This is a genomic window from Streptomyces sp. NPDC015171 (genome assembly GCF_043079545.1).
Taxonomy (GTDB): Bacteria; Actinomycetota; Actinomycetes; order Streptomycetales; family Streptomycetaceae; genus Streptomyces.
Genome location: NZ_JBIBUO010000002.1, coordinates 768,707 through 783,564 on the forward strand (window position 1 = coordinate 768,707; position 14,858 = coordinate 783,564).

Annotated in this window: 19 protein-coding genes; 15 read left to right on the plus strand and 4 right to left on the minus strand. The window is 73.9% G+C overall.

Annotated features, from left to right (window positions below; genetic code table 11):
* Window positions 1-21 precede the first annotated feature (21 nt).
* The 9 genes from ACF073_RS07880 to ACF073_RS07920 are packed head-to-tail and all read left to right on the plus strand — an operon-like array spanning window position 22 to window position 4,972.
* A complete protein-coding gene (locus tag ACF073_RS07880) occupies window positions 22-441 on the plus strand; it encodes a gas vesicle structural protein GvpA (protein ID WP_392067564.1) in 420 nt (139 codons plus the stop codon).
* On the plus strand, window positions 438-1,208 hold the full coding sequence (locus ACF073_RS07885) for a GvpL/GvpF family gas vesicle protein (protein WP_392067566.1): 771 nt from the start codon (window positions 438-440) through the stop codon (window positions 1,206-1,208). The genes ACF073_RS07880 and ACF073_RS07885 overlap by 4 nt, the downstream gene beginning before the upstream one ends.
* A gap of 30 nt (window positions 1,209-1,238) precedes the next feature.
* Window positions 1,239-1,502, plus strand: coding sequence for a gas vesicle protein GvpG (locus ACF073_RS07890; RefSeq protein WP_392067567.1), 264 nt, complete (start codon window positions 1,239-1,241; stop codon window positions 1,500-1,502).
* A complete protein-coding gene (locus ACF073_RS07895) occupies window positions 1,499-2,212 on the plus strand; it encodes a DNA primase (protein WP_392067568.1) in 714 nt (237 codons plus the stop codon). The genes ACF073_RS07890 and ACF073_RS07895 overlap by 4 nt, the downstream gene beginning before the upstream one ends.
* Window positions 2,209-3,390, plus strand: a complete 1,182-nt coding sequence (locus tag ACF073_RS07900; protein ID WP_392067570.1) for an SRPBCC family protein — start codon at window positions 2,209-2,211, stop codon at window positions 3,388-3,390. The genes ACF073_RS07895 and ACF073_RS07900 overlap by 4 nt, the downstream gene beginning before the upstream one ends.
* Window positions 3,387-3,725 (plus strand): gas vesicle protein, encoded by a 339-nt coding sequence (locus tag ACF073_RS07905; protein ID WP_392067571.1) that lies wholly within the window; start codon window positions 3,387-3,389, stop codon window positions 3,723-3,725. The genes ACF073_RS07900 and ACF073_RS07905 overlap by 4 nt, the downstream gene beginning before the upstream one ends.
* Window positions 3,722-4,483 carry a GvpL/GvpF family gas vesicle protein gene (locus ACF073_RS07910; protein ID WP_392067572.1) on the plus strand — a complete coding sequence of 254 codons (762 nt, stop codon included), beginning with the start codon at window positions 3,722-3,724 and terminating at the stop codon, window positions 4,481-4,483. Before ACF073_RS07905 ends, ACF073_RS07910 begins: the two co-directional genes overlap by 4 nt.
* A 13-nt stretch (window positions 4,484-4,496) precedes the next feature.
* Window positions 4,497-4,682, plus strand: coding sequence for a gas vesicle protein (locus ACF073_RS07915; protein WP_392067574.1), 186 nt, complete (start codon window positions 4,497-4,499; stop codon window positions 4,680-4,682).
* Window positions 4,682-4,972 (plus strand): gas vesicle protein K, encoded by a 291-nt coding sequence (locus tag ACF073_RS07920; RefSeq protein WP_392067575.1) that lies wholly within the window; start codon window positions 4,682-4,684, stop codon window positions 4,970-4,972. The genes ACF073_RS07915 and ACF073_RS07920 overlap by 1 nt, the downstream gene beginning before the upstream one ends.
* Before the next feature lie 13 nt (window positions 4,973-4,985).
* Here the strand turns inward: ACF073_RS07920 and ACF073_RS07925 are convergent, their stop codons facing one another.
* Together ACF073_RS07925 and ACF073_RS07930 are read right to left on the minus strand one after the other, a co-directional pair.
* Window positions 4,986-5,807, minus strand: coding sequence for a class I SAM-dependent methyltransferase (locus ACF073_RS07925; protein WP_392067576.1), 822 nt, complete (start codon window positions 5,805-5,807; stop codon window positions 4,986-4,988).
* Window positions 5,808-5,949: 142 nt separating this feature from the next.
* Window positions 5,950-7,443: a bifunctional phosphatase PAP2/diacylglycerol kinase family protein gene (locus tag ACF073_RS07930; RefSeq protein ID WP_392067578.1), complete on the minus strand. Its 1,494-nt coding sequence runs from the start codon at window positions 7,441-7,443 to the stop codon at window positions 5,950-5,952.
* An 80-nt stretch (window positions 7,444-7,523) separates the two neighbouring features.
* On the opposite strand from ACF073_RS07930, the gene ACF073_RS07935 reads away from it, so the two are divergent.
* The 3 genes from ACF073_RS07935 to ACF073_RS07945 all read left to right on the plus strand — a co-directional run bounded on the left by ACF073_RS07935 (window position 7,524) and on the right by ACF073_RS07945 (window position 10,258).
* On the plus strand, window positions 7,524-8,180 hold the full coding sequence (locus ACF073_RS07935) for a histidine phosphatase family protein (protein ID WP_392067579.1): 657 nt from the start codon (window positions 7,524-7,526) through the stop codon (window positions 8,178-8,180).
* Between the two features lie 90 nt (window positions 8,181-8,270).
* A complete protein-coding gene (locus tag ACF073_RS07940; protein WP_392067580.1) occupies window positions 8,271-9,890 on the plus strand; it encodes an ABC-F family ATP-binding cassette domain-containing protein in 1,620 nt (539 codons plus the stop codon).
* A 56-nt stretch (window positions 9,891-9,946) separates the two neighbouring features.
* A complete protein-coding gene (locus ACF073_RS07945) occupies window positions 9,947-10,258 on the plus strand; it encodes a DUF6158 family protein (protein ID WP_392067581.1) in 312 nt (103 codons plus the stop codon).
* A 13-nt stretch (window positions 10,259-10,271) separates the two neighbouring features.
* On the opposite strand, the gene ACF073_RS07950 is transcribed toward ACF073_RS07945, so the two are convergent.
* The gene (locus ACF073_RS07950) at window positions 10,272-10,814 is read right to left on the minus strand and encodes a type 1 glutamine amidotransferase domain-containing protein (RefSeq protein WP_392067582.1); all 543 of its coding nucleotides are present in this window, start codon (window positions 10,812-10,814) and stop codon (window positions 10,272-10,274) included.
* A 105-nt stretch (window positions 10,815-10,919) separates the two neighbouring features.
* A complete protein-coding gene (locus tag ACF073_RS07955) occupies window positions 10,920-11,297 on the minus strand; it encodes a DUF2795 domain-containing protein (protein ID WP_392067583.1) in 378 nt (125 codons plus the stop codon).
* Window positions 11,298-11,584: 287 nt separating this feature from the next.
* On the opposite strand from ACF073_RS07955, the gene ACF073_RS07960 reads away from it, so the two are divergent.
* The 3 genes from ACF073_RS07960 (at window position 11,585) to ACF073_RS07970 (ending at window position 14,855) form a co-directional block, all read left to right on the plus strand.
* Window positions 11,585-12,385, plus strand: a complete 801-nt coding sequence (locus ACF073_RS07960; protein WP_392067585.1) for a hypothetical protein — start codon at window positions 11,585-11,587, stop codon at window positions 12,383-12,385.
* 134 nt (window positions 12,386-12,519) lie between these two features.
* Window positions 12,520-13,779, plus strand: a complete 1,260-nt coding sequence (locus tag ACF073_RS07965; RefSeq protein ID WP_392067586.1) for an aminotransferase class I/II-fold pyridoxal phosphate-dependent enzyme — start codon at window positions 12,520-12,522, stop codon at window positions 13,777-13,779.
* Window positions 13,776-14,855: an MBL fold metallo-hydrolase gene (locus ACF073_RS07970; RefSeq protein WP_392067587.1), complete on the plus strand. Its 1,080-nt coding sequence runs from the start codon at window positions 13,776-13,778 to the stop codon at window positions 14,853-14,855. Before ACF073_RS07965 ends, ACF073_RS07970 begins: the two co-directional genes overlap by 4 nt.
* The last annotated feature ends 3 nt before the right edge of the window (window positions 14,856-14,858 follow it).

The following is a 14,858-nucleotide window of genomic DNA, read 5'->3' on the forward strand; positions in this document are numbered from 1 at the left end:
GCATGAGGAGGAATCGCCAGTATGACTGTAGTTCCGGCACAGCAGACCGGAGGCGGAGGGGGCAGCAGCGGCCTCTACGACGTACTAGAGCTGGTCCTGGACAGGGGACTCGTGATCGACGCCTTCGTGCGCGTCTCCCTGGTCGGCATCGAGATCCTGAAGATCGACGTCCGGGTCGTCGTGGCCAGCGTCGACACCTACCTGCGCTTCGCCGAGGCGTGCAACCGCCTCGACCTGGAATCCGGCCCGCACAAGGACCCCGGTCTGCCCGAGATCGTCGGCGAGGTCACCGAGTCCGGTGCCCGCGGCAAGTCCAAGGGCGCCCTGTCCGGGGCGGCCCAGACCATATCCGAAGCCTTCAACCAGGCCCGTGAGGAAGGACAGCCCGAGTCCCGGCCCCGCCGCAAGGCTCCGGCGCGTCGGAAGGAGGAGCAGGAGTGAGCACCTACGTCTACGGCATCACCGCCCGCTCCCACCCGGGACCTCCCGAGGGCATGACCGGTGTGGGCGAGCCCGCCCGCGAGGTGCGCGTCCTCACGGCCGGTGAGCTGACCGCCGTCGTCAGTGACGCCCCGGAGGATCTGCGTCCCAAGCGCAGGGACCTGCTCGCGCACCAGAACGTGCTGGCCGAGACCGGCGCGGCCGGCTGTGTGCTGCCGATGCGCTTCGGCAGCGTGGCCACCGACGACGAGGCCGTCGCCCAGGTGCTCGCCGACCGCTCGGAGCACTATCTGGAGCGGCTGCGGGAGCTCGACGGCAAGGTCGAGTACAACGTCAAGGCCACCCATGTCGAAGAGGCCGTGCTGCATCTCGTGATGGCCGAGAACGCCCAGGTGCGCTCCCTGGCCGAGGCCAACCGCCGCTCGGGCGGAGGCGCCTACGACGACAAGATCCGTCTCGGCGAGATGGTCGCCGCCGCCGTCCAGGCGAGGGAGGCGGAGGACGCCGTCGAGGTGCGGAACCTCCTGGAGCCGGCCGCCGCCGCGGTCAGCGTGGGCCCCGAATCCACCGGCTGGCTGGTGAACCTGTCGTTCCTGGTCGCCCGGGACTCGGCGGACCGCTTCATCGCCGCCGTCGAGCAGGTCCGCAAGAGCCACGCCCATCTTGAGCTGCGGATCAACGGGCCGCTGCCGCCGTACAGCTTCATCGAGCCCGGCCCCGCCGAGCCCGCGGGCAGTACGGCCGGCATGGACGCCGGAACGCAGTAGCGCTCCCGGCCCGAACGGAAGGAGGACCCCGTGGGACTGATCGGCGAAGTGCTGATGCTGCCGTTCGCGCCGGTGCGCGGCAGCGCGTGGGCGATCAGACAGGTGCTCCGCGAGGCGGAACGGATCTACTACGACCCCGCCACCGTACGGGCCGAGCTCGCCCGCCTCGAAGAGCAGCTTGAGGCGGGCGAGATCACCGAGGAGGAGTTCGACCAGCGCGAAGACGAACTGCTCGACCGGCTGGAGACGGCCCTGCGCTCCGGCGACACCACAGGCAACGGGACGGGACGATGAACCGAACGGCAATGGGCCTCGCCATAGGGGCCGGATATCTGCTCGGGCGTACGAAGAAGCTGAAGATGGCGCTCGCGATCGGCTCGCTGGTGGCGGGCAAGAAGCTCAACCTCAGTCCGAAGATGATCGCGGACGTGGTGAACCAGCAGCTGAAGAACAACCCGCAGTTCAAGGAGATCCAGGATCAGCTGCGCCAGGATCTGCGGGGCGTCGGCAAGGCCGCGAGCGGTGCGATGGTCGAGCGCCAGATGAACGCGCTCGCCGACCGGCTGCACAGCCGCACCGCCCAGGTGCGCGACGAGGTCTCCGGGGCGGGGGACGAGAAGGACGACGAGGACGCCTACGAGGACTCCGCCGAGCAGGAGGAGGACGGCGGCCGCGAGGACGAGGGCGGCCAGGAGGACGACGGCGGCCGGCAGGACGAGGGCGGCCGGAAGCGCGGCGGCGACCGGGAGGACCGGCGTGGGCGCGACGGCCGGGCGAGCCGCGGGGACGAGCCCCGCCGTACGGGTAGGCCGGCCGAGAGGACGGCCGGCAAGAAGTCGGCTCCGGCCAAGAAGGCCGCCGCCGGCAAGACGGCCCCCGCCAAGAAGGCGGCGGCCAAGAAGACGGGCACGGCCCGCAAGACGGCCGCGAAGAAGACGGCCGCGACGGGCGGAGCGACCCGGAACGCCGCTGTGCGGCAGTCGAAGGGCGGCGATGACCGATGACCGATTCCCGCGGATCAGCCACCTCGGTGGCGGGCAAGGCCAAGGACACGGCCCAGGGCGGTCCGCTCGCCGGGCTGGCCCAGAGCGAGGCCGCCGACCGGCTGAAGGCGGAGGCCCAGGAGTTCCTGGCCGCGCAGGCCACGAAGATGCTCACCGGCCTGGGGCGCAAGCTGGGCCAGACCACGCTCAAGCTCAACGACATAGCCGACGGCAACAGCCCGGGTTTCGCCAAGCTGGCCCTCGACGGCGGGCGCAAGCTCGCCGAGGGCAAGGGGCCGTTGCGCTCGGCTCTGGAGCTGGGTGCCTCGCGTGCCAAGGAGAACGTGATGGACGCTGTCAGAGGCCTCGGGGGTGGCAAGGGCAAGAAGGGCGGGGCGGGCAAGAAGCCGACCGTCATCATGGAATCCGTCGACGTCGGCGTGCCGCTGCGCACCGCCTACGACCAGTGGACCCAGTACCAGAGCTTCAGCAGCTTCGCCAAGGGCGTCAAGAGCGCGAACCGGGCCGACGACACCCACTCCGACTGGCAGGCGAAGATCTTCTGGTCCACCCGGAGCTGGAAGGCCCAGACGACCGAGCAGATCCCCGACTACCGCATCCAGTGGACGTCGGAAGGCGCGAAGGGCACCACGAAAGGTGTCGTCTCCTTCCACCGGCTTGAGGAGAACCTCACCCGGGTCCTGCTGGTCATCGAGTACTACCCGACCGGCCTCTTCGAGAAGACCGGCAACATCTGGCGCGCACAGGGCCGCAGGGCGAGGCTGGACCTGAAGCACTTCGCCCGCTTCATCACCATCAAGGGCGAGGCCGAGGACGCCTGGCGCGGTGAGATCCGCGACGGCGAGGTGGTCCGCAGCCATGAGGACGCCGTCGCCGCCGAGGAGGAGGAGCAGGAGCAGGACCAGGATCAGGACGTCGAGGGCGAGTACGAGGACGAGGAAGAAGGGGAAGAAGAGGGCGAAGCCCCCGAGGGCGAGGCCGCGGAAGAGGGCTCCTACGAGGACGAGGAGGAAGAGGAGGACGAGGACGAGGAGGGCCAGGAGCCGGCGGACGAGTACGAGGACGAAGAGGAACCCGAGGGTGAGTACGAGGAGGAGCAGCCCGAGGGCGAGTACGAGGAGGAAGAAGAGGAAGAGGAAGAGGAACCCGAGTACGCCGGGCGCGGGAGCCGTCGATGACGATGCCCAGTCGCTTTCCCGAGCCCTATGGACAGGGGTCGGGGGCGAACCTGGCCGACATCCTCGAACGCGTGCTCGATAAAGGTATCGTCATCGCCGGCGATATCAGGATCAACCTGCTCGACATCGAACTCGTCACCGTCAAGCTGCGGCTCATCGTCGCCTCGGTCGACAAGGCCAAGGAGATGGGTATCGACTGGTGGGAGACGGACCCGGCGCTCTCCTCCAAGGCGCGGCGGGACGAGCTGACGCGGGAGAACGCCGAGCTGAGAGAACGCCTCGCCCGGCTGGAGGAGCTGGAGGGCGGTCGCCGCACCCCGAAGGAGGCCCCATGACCGGACTGCGGTACGTGTACGCCGTCTGCCGTCCCTTCGAGCTGCCCCTGCAGTCCCAGCTCGCCGGCGTCGGGGGCGCCCCGCCCGGGGTGCTGCACCACCACGGGCTGGTCGCCGTGGTCAGTACGGTGCCGGAGGCCCACTTCTCCGAGGAGGCGCTGAAGGCCCACCTGGAGGACCTGGACTGGCTGGCCGCGACCGCCCGAGCCCACCAGGGCGTGGTCGACGCGCTCAGCACGGTCACCACCCCGCTGCCGTTGCGGCTCGCGACGGTCTTCCACGACAACAGCGGTGTCCGGGCGATGATCGAGGCCCGGGAGGACGACTTCCGGCGCATTCTCGACCGGCTCGAGGGCCGGGTGGAGTGGGGCGTGAAGGTCTACCTGGAGCCGGAACCGGAACCCGCCGAGGCCGTCCCCGTCGCGTCCGGGCAGGTCAGCGGGCGTGACTATCTGCGTCGGCGGCGTGAGCACAGCCGGGGGCAGGAGGACAGGTGGCAGCGGGCGGAGCGGTTCGCGCGGTCCCTGCACGAGCGGCTCGTCGGGCACGCGGAGGACGTCCGGATCCACGCCCCCCAGAACTCCGCACTCTCCGCGGTCCCGGGGCAGAACGTCCTGAACGCGGCCTACCTGGTGCCCCGGCGGCATTCCGAGGAGTTCGTGGAACTGGTCGACCGTACGAAGGACGAGGAGCCGGGGATCCGCGTGGAACTCACCGGTCCGTGGGCCGCCTACTCGTTCACCGGAGAGGAATCATGAGGAGGGTCCGACGGTGACCGTCGTGGAACGCCGTGAGATCGCGCTGGTCGATCTCCTCGACCGGCTGCTGGCGGGCGGCGTGGTGATCACAGGCGACCTCACGCTGCGCATCGCGGACGTCGACCTGGTGCGCATCGACCTGAACGCCCTGATCAGCTCCGTGAACGAGCAGGTCCGTTCCCCCTTCGAGGAGCTGTGATGACCTCCCCCGGACCGCGCAAACGGCTCGACCTCGAACCCGACACCGTCGAGCGGGACCTGGTGAAGCTCGTCCTCACCGTGGTGGAGCTGCTGCGCCAGCTCATGGAGCGGCAGGCCGTGCGCCGCTTCGACACCGGAGAGCTGACCGAGGAGCAGGAGGAGCGGATCGGGCTCACCCTGATGCTGCTGGAGGACCGGATGGCCGAGCTGCGGGACCGGTACGGCCTGCGGCCCGAGGACCTGAATCTGGACCTCGGGCCGCTCGGACCGCTGCTGCCCCGTCAGTGACGCCGGGCGCGGATCAGGACTCCTTGCGGCACAGGATCTCGCCGTGCAGGACCGCGAACCAGCCGTCCTCCTGCCCGCCCCACTCCCGCCACGCCCGCGCCACCGCCGCCAGCTGCTCCGCCGTCGCGTGCCCGCCTTCCGCGGCGCGGCCTGCGTAGGCGGAGGCGAGCGTGCGGTCCGCCCACAGGCCGCTCCACCAGGCCCGCTCCTCGGGCGTGGCGAACGTCCAGGTGCTGGAGGTGGCCGTGATGTCCCGGAGCCCCGCGGCCCGCGCCCACGCCGTCAGCCGGCGCCCGGCGTCGGGTTCGCCGCCGTTGGCGCGGGCCACCCGTTCGTACAGGTCGAGCCAGTCCGCCAGGCCGGGCACCGCCGGATACCAGGTCATCGCCGCGTAGTCCGCGTCCCGTACGGCGATGAGGCCGCCCGGTCTCGTCACCCGGCGCATCTCGCGCAGCGCCCGCACCGGGTCGCCCACGTGCTGGAGCACCTGGTGGGCGTGGACCACGCAGAAGGTGTCGTCCGGGTAGTCCAGCGCGTGGACGTCGGCCACCGCGAAGTCGATGTTGGCCAGACCGCGCTCGGCGGCCGTGGCCCGGGCCCGCTCCAGGATGCCGGGCGCCCGGTCGACGCCGGTGACCCGGCCGTCGGGGACCAGCGCGGCCAGATCGGCGGTGATGGTCCCGGGACCGCAGCCGATGTCCAGGATCTTCATGTGGGGCTTGAGCGCGCCGAGCAGATAGGCCGCGGAGTTGGCCGCGGTCCGCCAGGTGTGCGAGCGCAGCACCGACTCGTGGTGCCCGTGCGTGTAGACGGCGGTCTCCTGCGCTTTCGGCATGGCGGTACCCCTTCACCCTCGTCGGCGGACCGGCCGGACCCGTCCGCCGGTACGGCTCAAAGGTACGCGCGCATGCCGAATGATGAGACCCCGATTTCGAGATGTGGACTGATGGCGTGTCAGTTCCTGAGTCGACGGCCCGTCAGGGTGTGCTCGGCATCGGGCAGTAGACCGTCAGGGCCCGCGGCAGCTTCTCCAGCGTGACTTCGCCCGACACCGCCGTGACCTCGCCGTCGTACGCCAGCGGGGTGCCCGGCGCCAGGCCGGTCAGCCGCAGCCGCTTCACCTGGACCGCCGAGTGCGCGGGGGAGCGGGTCAGCGGACCGGCCGCCGCCGCTGCCAGCAGCCGCAGCGCCGGCCGGCGGCTGCCGTGCACGACCCGCACGTCCAGCAGGCCGTCCGCCAGATCCTTACGGCGGCCGGGAGAGAGACCCATGCGGTGGTAGACACCGCTGCCCACGAACAGCAGCCACAGCGGCCGCCGTTCACCGCCCAGCTGCACCTCCAGCGGATGCCGGTCGGCGCGCAGCACACGCAGCGCGCCGAGCACCCCGGCCGGCCAGCCGCCGATCCGGGGCGACCAGCGCTCCCGCCGGCGCACCAGCTCCGGGTAGACGCCCAGGCTCAGCGTGTTCAGGAACAGCCCCTCGCCGTCCGCCGTGACGAAGCGGCCCGTGTCCACCTGGACCGCCTCGCCGTGCCGGACCGCCCGGGCCAGCGCGCGCTCGTCCTCCACGCCCAGGTCGTAGGCGAAGTGGTTGAGGGTGCCGCCGGGCAGCACCGCGAGCGGCACCCCGTGGCGCAGGGCCACCCCGGCGGCCGCGTTCACGGTGCCGTCGCCGCCGCACACCCCGAGCACCCGTGCCCGCGCCGCCGCCTTCTCCAGTGCCTCCGCGACCTCCTCCGGCGCGCACTCGACGATCTCCGCCGCCGGCAGCGCGGCCCGCAGCGCCCGCACCCGGTCCGCGGTGCCCGATCCCTGGTTGGCGACCATCACCAGACCCTCGCCCTCGGGCAGCGCCGGCACCTCGGCGCACGGCCGCACGGGGCCCCGCAGCTGCGCCCGGGTGGGCACCAGGCGCCGGATCAGAAAGGCCGCCCCGACACCGAGCGCCGCCCCTGCCAGCACATCGCTCGGGAAGTGCACCCCGGTGTACACCCGCGAGGCAGCCACCGAGGCCGCCACCGGTGCCACCGCCGCACCCCACGCCGGGGACTCCAGGGCCACCCCGGCGGCGAACGCGGCGGCCGACGCGGCGTGCCCGGACGGGAACGAGGTGGTGATCGGCTGCCGCTTCAGCTGCCGCACCCGTGGTACCTGGTCCAGCAGCGGCCGCGCCCGGCGCACGGAGCGCTTGCCGATCGTGTTGATCGTCAGCGAGGCCAGGCCGAGGGAGGCCAGCCCCCGCACCGCGGCCCGGCGGGCCCGGGGCGTACGGCTCGCGGCGATCCCGGCGGCGGCGGCGAACCACAGCACCCCGTGGTTCGCGCCCCGGCTCAGCCGGGGCAGCACCCGCTCGGCTCCGGGCCAGCGCCAGGAGGCGGCCGCCTCGAACACGCCGGCGTCGAGGTCGAGCAGCCGGCGCACCGCGCTTCGGCCGCTCTGGAGGGGGGTCAGGTCCAGGTCTTGGCTCATGGGGGGCGGTTACCCTGAAGTGCCCGTTTCTTGTGTACCGTGCGCCGGCCGCCCGCCCGGCGCGAGAGGAGAACCCCCGGATGCGCCTGCTCCTCGTCCGCCACGGCCAGACGCCGTCCAACCTGCGCCATCTGCTGGACACCGCCGTGCCGGGCCCCGGGCTCACCCCGCTCGGCGAGGCACAGGCCGCCGCCCTGCCCGCCGCGCTCGCCGGCGAGGACATCGAGGCCCTCTACGCCTCCACCCTGATCCGCACCCAGCTCACGGCCGCCCCGCTGGCCGCCGCCCGCGGCCTGGACGTGACCGTCCGCGACGGCATCCGCGAGCTGGCCGCCGGCGACCTGGAGATGCTGCCCGGGCACACCCCGGAGGCCGAGCGGTACATGCGCACGGCGTTCGCATGGGCGACCGGGGACACCGCGCTGCGCATGCCCGGCGGGGAGAGCGGCGAGGAGGCCCTCGGCCGGTACGACGCCGTGGTCGCCGAGGCCGCGGCGAGCGGTGCCCGGTGCGTCGCCATGGTCAGCCACGGCGCGGCGATCCGGGTCTGGACCGCCGCCCGCGCCGACAACGTCGACGTCGCCTTCGCCGCGGCCCGCCCGCTGGAGAACACCGGCGTGGTGATCCTGGAGGGCTCCCCGTCCGACGGCTGGAAGGCGCTGTCCTGGGAGGGGGCCGTGGTGGAACCGGCCGGCGAGGGCGGCCCCACCGGGGAGGCGCTGGACTCCGTCGGCTGACCGGGGCGGCGCCTGACACCGGCCCCGTGCCGGGGCACCTGCGGATATGCGTTTGCCCCGGGCGCGGGGCGGCACGGAGAATGCGTGCCCATGGGACATCTGGAAGCCGCGCACCTGGAGTACTACCTGCCCGACGGGAGGGCGCTGCTCGGCGATGTGTCCTTCCGGGTGGGGGAGGGCGCCGTCGTCGCGCTGGTCGGCCCGAACGGCGCCGGCAAGACCACGCTCCTGCGGCTGATCTCCGGCGAGCTGAAGCCGCACGGCGGCACCGTCACCGTCAGCGGCGGCCTCGGCGTGATGCGCCAGTTCGTCGGCTCCGTACGGGACGAGACGACCGTGCGGGACCTGCTCGTCTCCGTCGCCCCGCCCCGTATCCGCGAGGCGGCGCGGGCGGTCGACGCGGCCGAGCACGCCCTCATGACGGTCGACGACGAGGCGGCCCAGCTGCAGTACGCGCAGGCCCTCGCCGACTGGGCCGAGGCGCGCGGCTACGAGGCCGAGACCCTGTGGGACATGTGCACCACCGCCGCGCTCGGGGTCCCCTACGAGCGCGCCCAGTGGCGTCAGGTGCGCACCCTCTCCGGCGGCGAGCAGAAGCGGCTCGTGCTGGAGGCGCTGCTGCGCGGCACCGACGAGGTGCTGCTGCTGGACGAGCCGGACAACTACCTCGACGTGCCCGGCAAGCGATGGCTGGAGGAGCGGCTCAAGGAGACCCGCAAGACGGTCCTGTTCGTCTCCCACGACCGGGAACTCCTCGCCCGCGCCGCCGAGAAGATCGTCTCCGTCGAACCGGGCCCGGCCGGCGCCGACGCCTGGGTGCACGGCGGCGGCTTCGCCACCTACCACGAGGCCCGCCGCGAACGCTTCGCCCGGTTCGAGGAGCTGCGCCGCCGCTGGGACGAGAAGCACGCCCAGCTGAAGAAGCTCGTCCTGAACCTGCGCCAGGCCGCCTCCGTCAGCCACGAGATGGCCTCCCGCTACCAGGCGGCGCAGACCCGCCTGCGCAAGTTCGAGGAGGCGGGCCCGCCGCCCGAGCCCCCGCGCGAGCAGGACATCACGATGCGCCTGAAGGGCGGCCGTACCGGCATCCGCGCCGTCACCTGCGCGGGACTGGAACTGACCGGGCTGATGCGGCCGTTCGACCTGGAGGTGTTCTACGGCGAACGGGTCGCCGTCCTCGGCTCCAACGGCTCGGGCAAGTCCCACTTCCTGAGGCTGCTGGCCGGCGAGGAGGTCGCGCACACGGGGCAGTGGAAACTGGGCGCCCGGGTCGTACCCGGCCACTTCGCGCAGACCCACGCCCACCCCGAACTCCAGGGCCGCACCCTCCTCGACATCCTGTGGAAGGAGCACGCCCAGGACCGGGGCGCCGCCATGTCCCGGCTGCGCCGCTACGAGCTAACCCAACAGGCCGAACAGACCTTCGACCGGCTCTCCGGCGGGCAGCAGGCCCGTTTCCAGATCCTGCTGCTGGAGCTGGCCGGCGCCACCGCGCTGCTCCTGGACGAGCCCACCGACAACCTCGACCTGGAGTCGGCCGAGGCGCTCCAGGAGGGCCTGGAGGCCTTCGAGGGCACGGTCCTCGCGGTCACCCACGACCGCTGGTTCGCCCGTTCCTTCGACCGCCACCTGGTCTTCGGCAGCGACGGCCGGGTCCGCGAGACCCCGGAACCCGTCTGGGACGAACGGCGGGTCGAGCGGGCCCGCTAGCCCGGACCCGCGCACCGGTCTGCCGGGCCTCCGCATGCGGAGGCCCGGCAGACCGGATGTTCGTACAGTGGACTCAGGACCGTGACGGACACGACGAGCGGGGTGCCACCATGACCGGAGTCGACCCCAGCCGGCTGGACGACCAGCAGCTCATGAAGGAGCTGGAGACGATCCACCGCACGCGCCACGACACCCTCCTGTACGGCTCGAACGACGCACTGCGGGCCCACAACGAGCGCATGGCCCAGCTGGAGGGCGAGTACCTGCGCCGCAACCCCCGCCGCCTGGTCAGCGCCGGCCGCACCCGCGAGGGTGCCCGCGAGCGCGGCTGCGGCGAGACGGCGGCTCCGGGCACGCCCGGCACCTGAGCGCCGGCGGTGGTCAGCCGGCCGCTCCCGCGAACACGTGCAGGAACGCGTCGCAGAACGCCGGCAGATCGTCCGGATTGCGGCTGGTCACCAGCGGGCTCGACCCCTGCTCGCAGATCTTCACCCGCTCGTCCACCCAGGTGCCGCCGGCGTTGCGGATGTCCGTGCGCAGACTCGGCCAGGAGGTCAGCACCCGGCCGCGTACGACGTCCGCCTCCACCAGCGTCCACGGCGCGTGGCAGATCGCGGCGACCGGCCGGCCCTCGGCGAAGAAGTCCTTCACGAAGGCGACGGCCTTCTCGTCCGTCCGCAGGAAGTCGGGGTTGGCGACGCCGCCCGGCAGCACGAGAGCGCCGAAGGAACCGGCCGACGTCTCGCCCACCACCTCGTCCACGGGGAACGTGTCCGCCTTGTCCAGATGGTTGAACGCCTGGATCTTGCCGGAGTCGGTCGACACCAGCACCGGCTCGTGCCCGGCCCGCTTCGCCGCCTGCCACGGCTCGGTCAGCTCGACCTGCTCGACGCCCTCCGGCGCCATGAGAAACGCGATACGCATGATCTCGGCTTCCTTTCCCGCCGCGAGGCCCTGAGGGGCCCCGCGGAGTCCCACTGCGGCGCGCGGACCGGCGAGGGGCGCCCGTCCGCGCCGTCCGGTCCCGGCTCAGGCGCCGCCCGACAGCGCCTTCGCCAGCTGCTGGACGTTCTCGTACCGTTCCCCGTGCCGCAGCCCGGCCACCGCGTCGACCAGCCCGCCCGGCGCGTTGCTGCGGCGCAGCGCCCGGGCCAGCTCGCCCGGCTTCGCGGGGAACGCGTGCCGGCCCAGGTGCCGGGCCAGCTCGAGCCGGTTCCGCTCCAGCGACGCCGGGGAACCCAGTCCGCCGACCGGTCCGCTCCAGACCTCCGGGTCGTCGTCGGCCGCGGGCTCCGGGTCGTGCCACTCGTCGGCGCGCGTCGGATGCCCGGACCGCAGCTGGTTCCTCAGCTCATGCTTCATCTCCTCGTCCCGGTGGACGCTCAGCCGGTCGTTGCCTCGCTGCATGTCTCCCTCCAGGGTTGCCGTCCGCTCCGCGTACCCGGTGCCGCCCGTCCGACACCGGTTCCCCGGCCCCCTCCGTCATGTCCCCGGTACGGTCACCCGCCTGGCCCCGCGCGTCCCGCGAATGGGCCCCGGCCGCGCGCGGTACGGCCCCGCGCGGGCTGTCATGGCAGCGAGGGCACGAGCCGTGCCCCCCGTACCCGGACGCCGCACGGCGCCGCCGTCGTACCGGTGCGCCGGTGTACGGCCGTCCGACCGCCCCCGCCGCAGTCCGCCGAGGAGCCCCTCCCATGCGCCGCACCGCCCGCGCCCTGACCGTCGCCTTCGCCGCCGGTGCCGTGCTCGCCCTCACCGGGCCCACCGCCTGTGCCGGCCCTTCCGTCTCCGCAGATCCCGCCGTCTCCGCAGACCCCGCCGTCCCGGGCCTGACCGCCGACGGGGCCGCCTCGGCGGACCCCGCCGCCCCCGGCACACCGGCGGTGCCCTGGAGCGTCCCCTCCCTCGTCCCCGAGGGCGGGCAGGCCGGTGCCGCGCCGGACGCCGCCGGGCAGAACGTCCCCGCGGGTGACGTCCCCGCGGGTGACGCCCCTGTCGGTGGCATCGCCGGAGGTGACGGCGGCGGTGGGATCGGCGGCGGGCAGGTCGGCGGCGGTCAGGTCGGCGGCGAGCCGGACGCGGGCGGGCGGGAGAGCGCGGGGCAGGACGCGGGCGGGCAGGTCGGTGCCGGACGCGACAGCGGCGGGCAGGACGGCGGCGGGCGGGAGAACGCGGGGCAGGATGCCGGCGGGCAGGTCGGCGGCGGGCGGGACAGCGGCGCGCAGGACGGCGGCGGGCGGGACGGGCAGTGGTGCGGGGAGTCCCGTGGCGCTTCCTGCCAGGGTGACGACACCTGCCGCGCGTCCCACGACGACGGCGGCTGCGAGCCGGCCGGCCTCCAGCACGGGGTGGAAGCGGGTCAGGGCGGCACCTTCAGCGACTCGGTCCCGGCACTCGTCGCAGGCGGCGTCCTCATCGCCGCCGCCTGCGCGGGCGCCGTGTACCGCGTGTGCGGGCGCCCGCGGTTCCCGGGAGGCGGATCCACCGGGATGTGATCGGGGCGACTCCGGCACCACCCATGTCCGGCCGTCCCGCGGGTACACACCCTCCCGAGGGCAGGACGGCACACGGCGAGGAGCACTCCCCGGACAGGCGGCACGACGGCACCACGGACTGCGCGGAGGCGGACATGCGGCGCACGGACCACGGGGAGGACCACGGCCCCGTCCGCTACGGGCCGCCCCTGCCCGGCGACGGCCTGCCCGTGCTCCCCGAACTCTCCGCCGTGCTCGCCGCGGCGGCGGGCCGCACCGACGCCCAGCCCGTCGGCGGCGCCCCCGCCCTGCTGGAGGCGGCCTGCGGCTACTGGACCCGCCGCGGACTGCCCTGCGTCCCCGACCGGGTGGCCGCGGGGCCCGGCGCCCCCGCCCTGCTGCTCGCCCTGACCGCCGCGCTCGCCGGCGACGGAGCCGACGTCCTCGTGCCCCGGCCCTGCCCCGCCTGGTGGGCACCGTACGCCCGGCTCCTCGGCCGGCCCGTCTTCCATGTGCCGACCCCTGCCGAGAGCGGCGGCGTCCCCGACCCGTACGCCCTGCTGGAGACGGTCCGCCGGGTGCGCGCCGAGGGCGGGGACCCGCGGCTGCTGGTGCTCTCCGTCGCCGACGACCCCACCGCGGCCGTCGCTCCGCCCGAGCTGCTGCACGAGACCGTCGAGGCCGCCGTCGCCGAGGGCCTGCACCTGGTCAGCGACGAGACCTGGCGCGACACCCTGCACGACCCGCACGGGACCGTGCTGCTCAGTCCCGCCGAGATGTGGCCCGACGAGGTCACCGTCGTCACCGACCTGGCCGGCGCCCTGCTGCCCGCCGGCTGGCCCGCCGCCGTCGCCCGCTTCCCGGCCACCGGCAGCGGACGGCAGCTGCACGCACGCGTGCTCGACATCCTCACCGCACTCGGCGCCCGGATCCCCGCACCGCTCGCCGCCGTCGCCGGCTACGCCCTCGACGAGCCCCCGCCCGTCGCCGAACGCCGCGAGGCCACCGTGCGGCTGCACGCGCGCGTGGCCGCCGCCGCGCACTCCGCGGTCGTCGCCGCCGGTGCGTTCGCCCGGCCGCCGCAGGCCGGCCGCCATCTGTACGCCGACCTCGGGCCGCTGCGCGAACCGCTCGCCGCCCAAGGCGTCGGCGACGCACAGGAACTGGAGGACCTGCTCACCGTCCGGCTCGGCATGCCCGCGCCCGGCGGACACCGCTTCGGCGACGACCTCGGGGCGCTGCGCGTACGGCTCGCCACCGGGCCCCTGCTGGGCGGCACGGACGAGGAGCGCAGGGAATCCCTCACCTCCCCCGCGCCGTTGGAACTGCCGCACGTGCAACGCGCGTTGATCTCCTTGAGGTCGGCCTTCGACGATCTCCGCGACGACGCTCAGCGATGGGAGCCTCCTCGATGACGCAGCAGACGCATGAGCCGGGCCGGGCCACGACGACCACGGCAGCGGACCTGCCCGGCACGCCGGCCCCCCTCGCCGCCCCCGAGGCCCCGTTCCCCCCGCTGGCCGAGCCCCGCCCCCTGGGCGAGCACCGGGTCTGGCCGCGCACCTTCCACGACCGGCTCACCGCACCCCTGCCCGGCCTCAAGGCCCTCGCCCGCTTCGCCCGCGAGGGCGCCGTACGCCCCGGCCCCGAGGGCCTCGCCGACGTCCACCGGCTGCCGTACGCCCCCGCCCCGCTGCCCCGCGCCGACACCCGCGCCCTCGCCGTCAGCTGGGCGGGGCACGCCAGCTGGATCGTCCGGATCGCGGGGCTCACCGTCCTCACCGACCCGGTCTGGTCCCGCCGCATCCTCGGCACCCCCGCCCGGGTCACCCCGGTGGGCGTGCCCTGGGACGCGCTGCCCCGCGTCGACGCCGTCGTCATCAGCCACAACCACTACGACCACCTGGACGCCCCCACCCTGCGCCGGCTCCCGCGCGACACCCCGGTGTTCGTGCCCGCCGGCCTCGGCGGCTGGTTCCGGCGCCGCCGGTTCACCGTGGTCACCGAGCTTGACTGGTGGGAGGGCGCCGAACTTACCGGCGTCCGCTTCGACTTCGTCCCCGCCCACCACTGGTCCAAGCGCACCCTCACCGACACCTGCCACAGCCTGTGGGGCGGCTGGGTGCTCACCGCGCCCGACGGGCAGCGCCTGTACTTCGCCGGGGACACCGGCTACGGCCACTGGTTCTCCCGCATCGGCCGCCGCTACCCCGGCATCGACCTCGCCCTGATGCCCATCGGCGCCTACGACCCCCGCTGGTGGCTGAGCGACGTCCACTGCGACCCGGAGGAAGCGGTGCGGGCCACCCTCGATCTGGGCGCCCGCCGTATGGCCCCGATGCACTGGGGCACGTTCGTCCTGTCGGCCGAGCCGGTCCTCCAGCCGCTCACCCGGGTGCGGGCGGCCTGGGAGCAGGCGGGTCTCGACCGGGCGGACCTGTGGGACCTGCCGGTGGGGGCCTCGAAGGTGCTGGAGAGCGCCACGCCGTAGGGC

Coding starts and splice junctions, on each gene's coding strand:
- ACF073_RS07905 (WP_392067571.1), top strand. CDS start 3,387: ATGACGATGCCCAGTCGCTTTCCCGAGCCCTATGGACAGGGGTCGGGG.
- ACF073_RS07960 (WP_392067585.1), top strand. CDS start 11,585: ATGCGCCGCACCGCCCGCGCCCTGACCGTCGCCTTCGCCGCCGGTGCC.
- ACF073_RS07950 (WP_392067582.1), bottom strand. CDS start 10,814: ATGCGTATCGCGTTTCTCATGGCGCCGGAGGGCGTCGAGCAGGTCGAG.
- ACF073_RS07880 (WP_392067564.1), top strand. CDS start 22: ATGACTGTAGTTCCGGCACAGCAGACCGGAGGCGGAGGGGGCAGCAGC.
- ACF073_RS07945 (WP_392067581.1), top strand. CDS start 9,947: ATGTTCGTACAGTGGACTCAGGACCGTGACGGACACGACGAGCGGGGT.
- ACF073_RS07940 (WP_392067580.1), top strand. CDS start 8,271: ATGGGACATCTGGAAGCCGCGCACCTGGAGTACTACCTGCCCGACGGG.
- ACF073_RS07955 (WP_392067583.1), bottom strand. CDS start 11,297: ATGCAGCGAGGCAACGACCGGCTGAGCGTCCACCGGGACGAGGAGATG.
- ACF073_RS07935 (WP_392067579.1), top strand. CDS start 7,524: ATGCGCCTGCTCCTCGTCCGCCACGGCCAGACGCCGTCCAACCTGCGC.
- ACF073_RS07895 (WP_392067568.1), top strand. CDS start 1,499: ATGAACCGAACGGCAATGGGCCTCGCCATAGGGGCCGGATATCTGCTC.
- ACF073_RS07930 (WP_392067578.1), bottom strand. CDS start 7,443: ATGAGCCAAGACCTGGACCTGACCCCCCTCCAGAGCGGCCGAAGCGCG.
- ACF073_RS07910 (WP_392067572.1), top strand. CDS start 3,722: ATGACCGGACTGCGGTACGTGTACGCCGTCTGCCGTCCCTTCGAGCTG.
- ACF073_RS07900 (WP_392067570.1), top strand. CDS start 2,209: ATGACCGATTCCCGCGGATCAGCCACCTCGGTGGCGGGCAAGGCCAAG.
- ACF073_RS07925 (WP_392067576.1), bottom strand. CDS start 5,807: ATGCCGAAAGCGCAGGAGACCGCCGTCTACACGCACGGGCACCACGAG.
- ACF073_RS07965 (WP_392067586.1), top strand. CDS start 12,520: ATGCGGCGCACGGACCACGGGGAGGACCACGGCCCCGTCCGCTACGGG.
- ACF073_RS07920 (WP_392067575.1), top strand. CDS start 4,682: ATGACCTCCCCCGGACCGCGCAAACGGCTCGACCTCGAACCCGACACC.
- ACF073_RS07970 (WP_392067587.1), top strand. CDS start 13,776: ATGACGCAGCAGACGCATGAGCCGGGCCGGGCCACGACGACCACGGCA.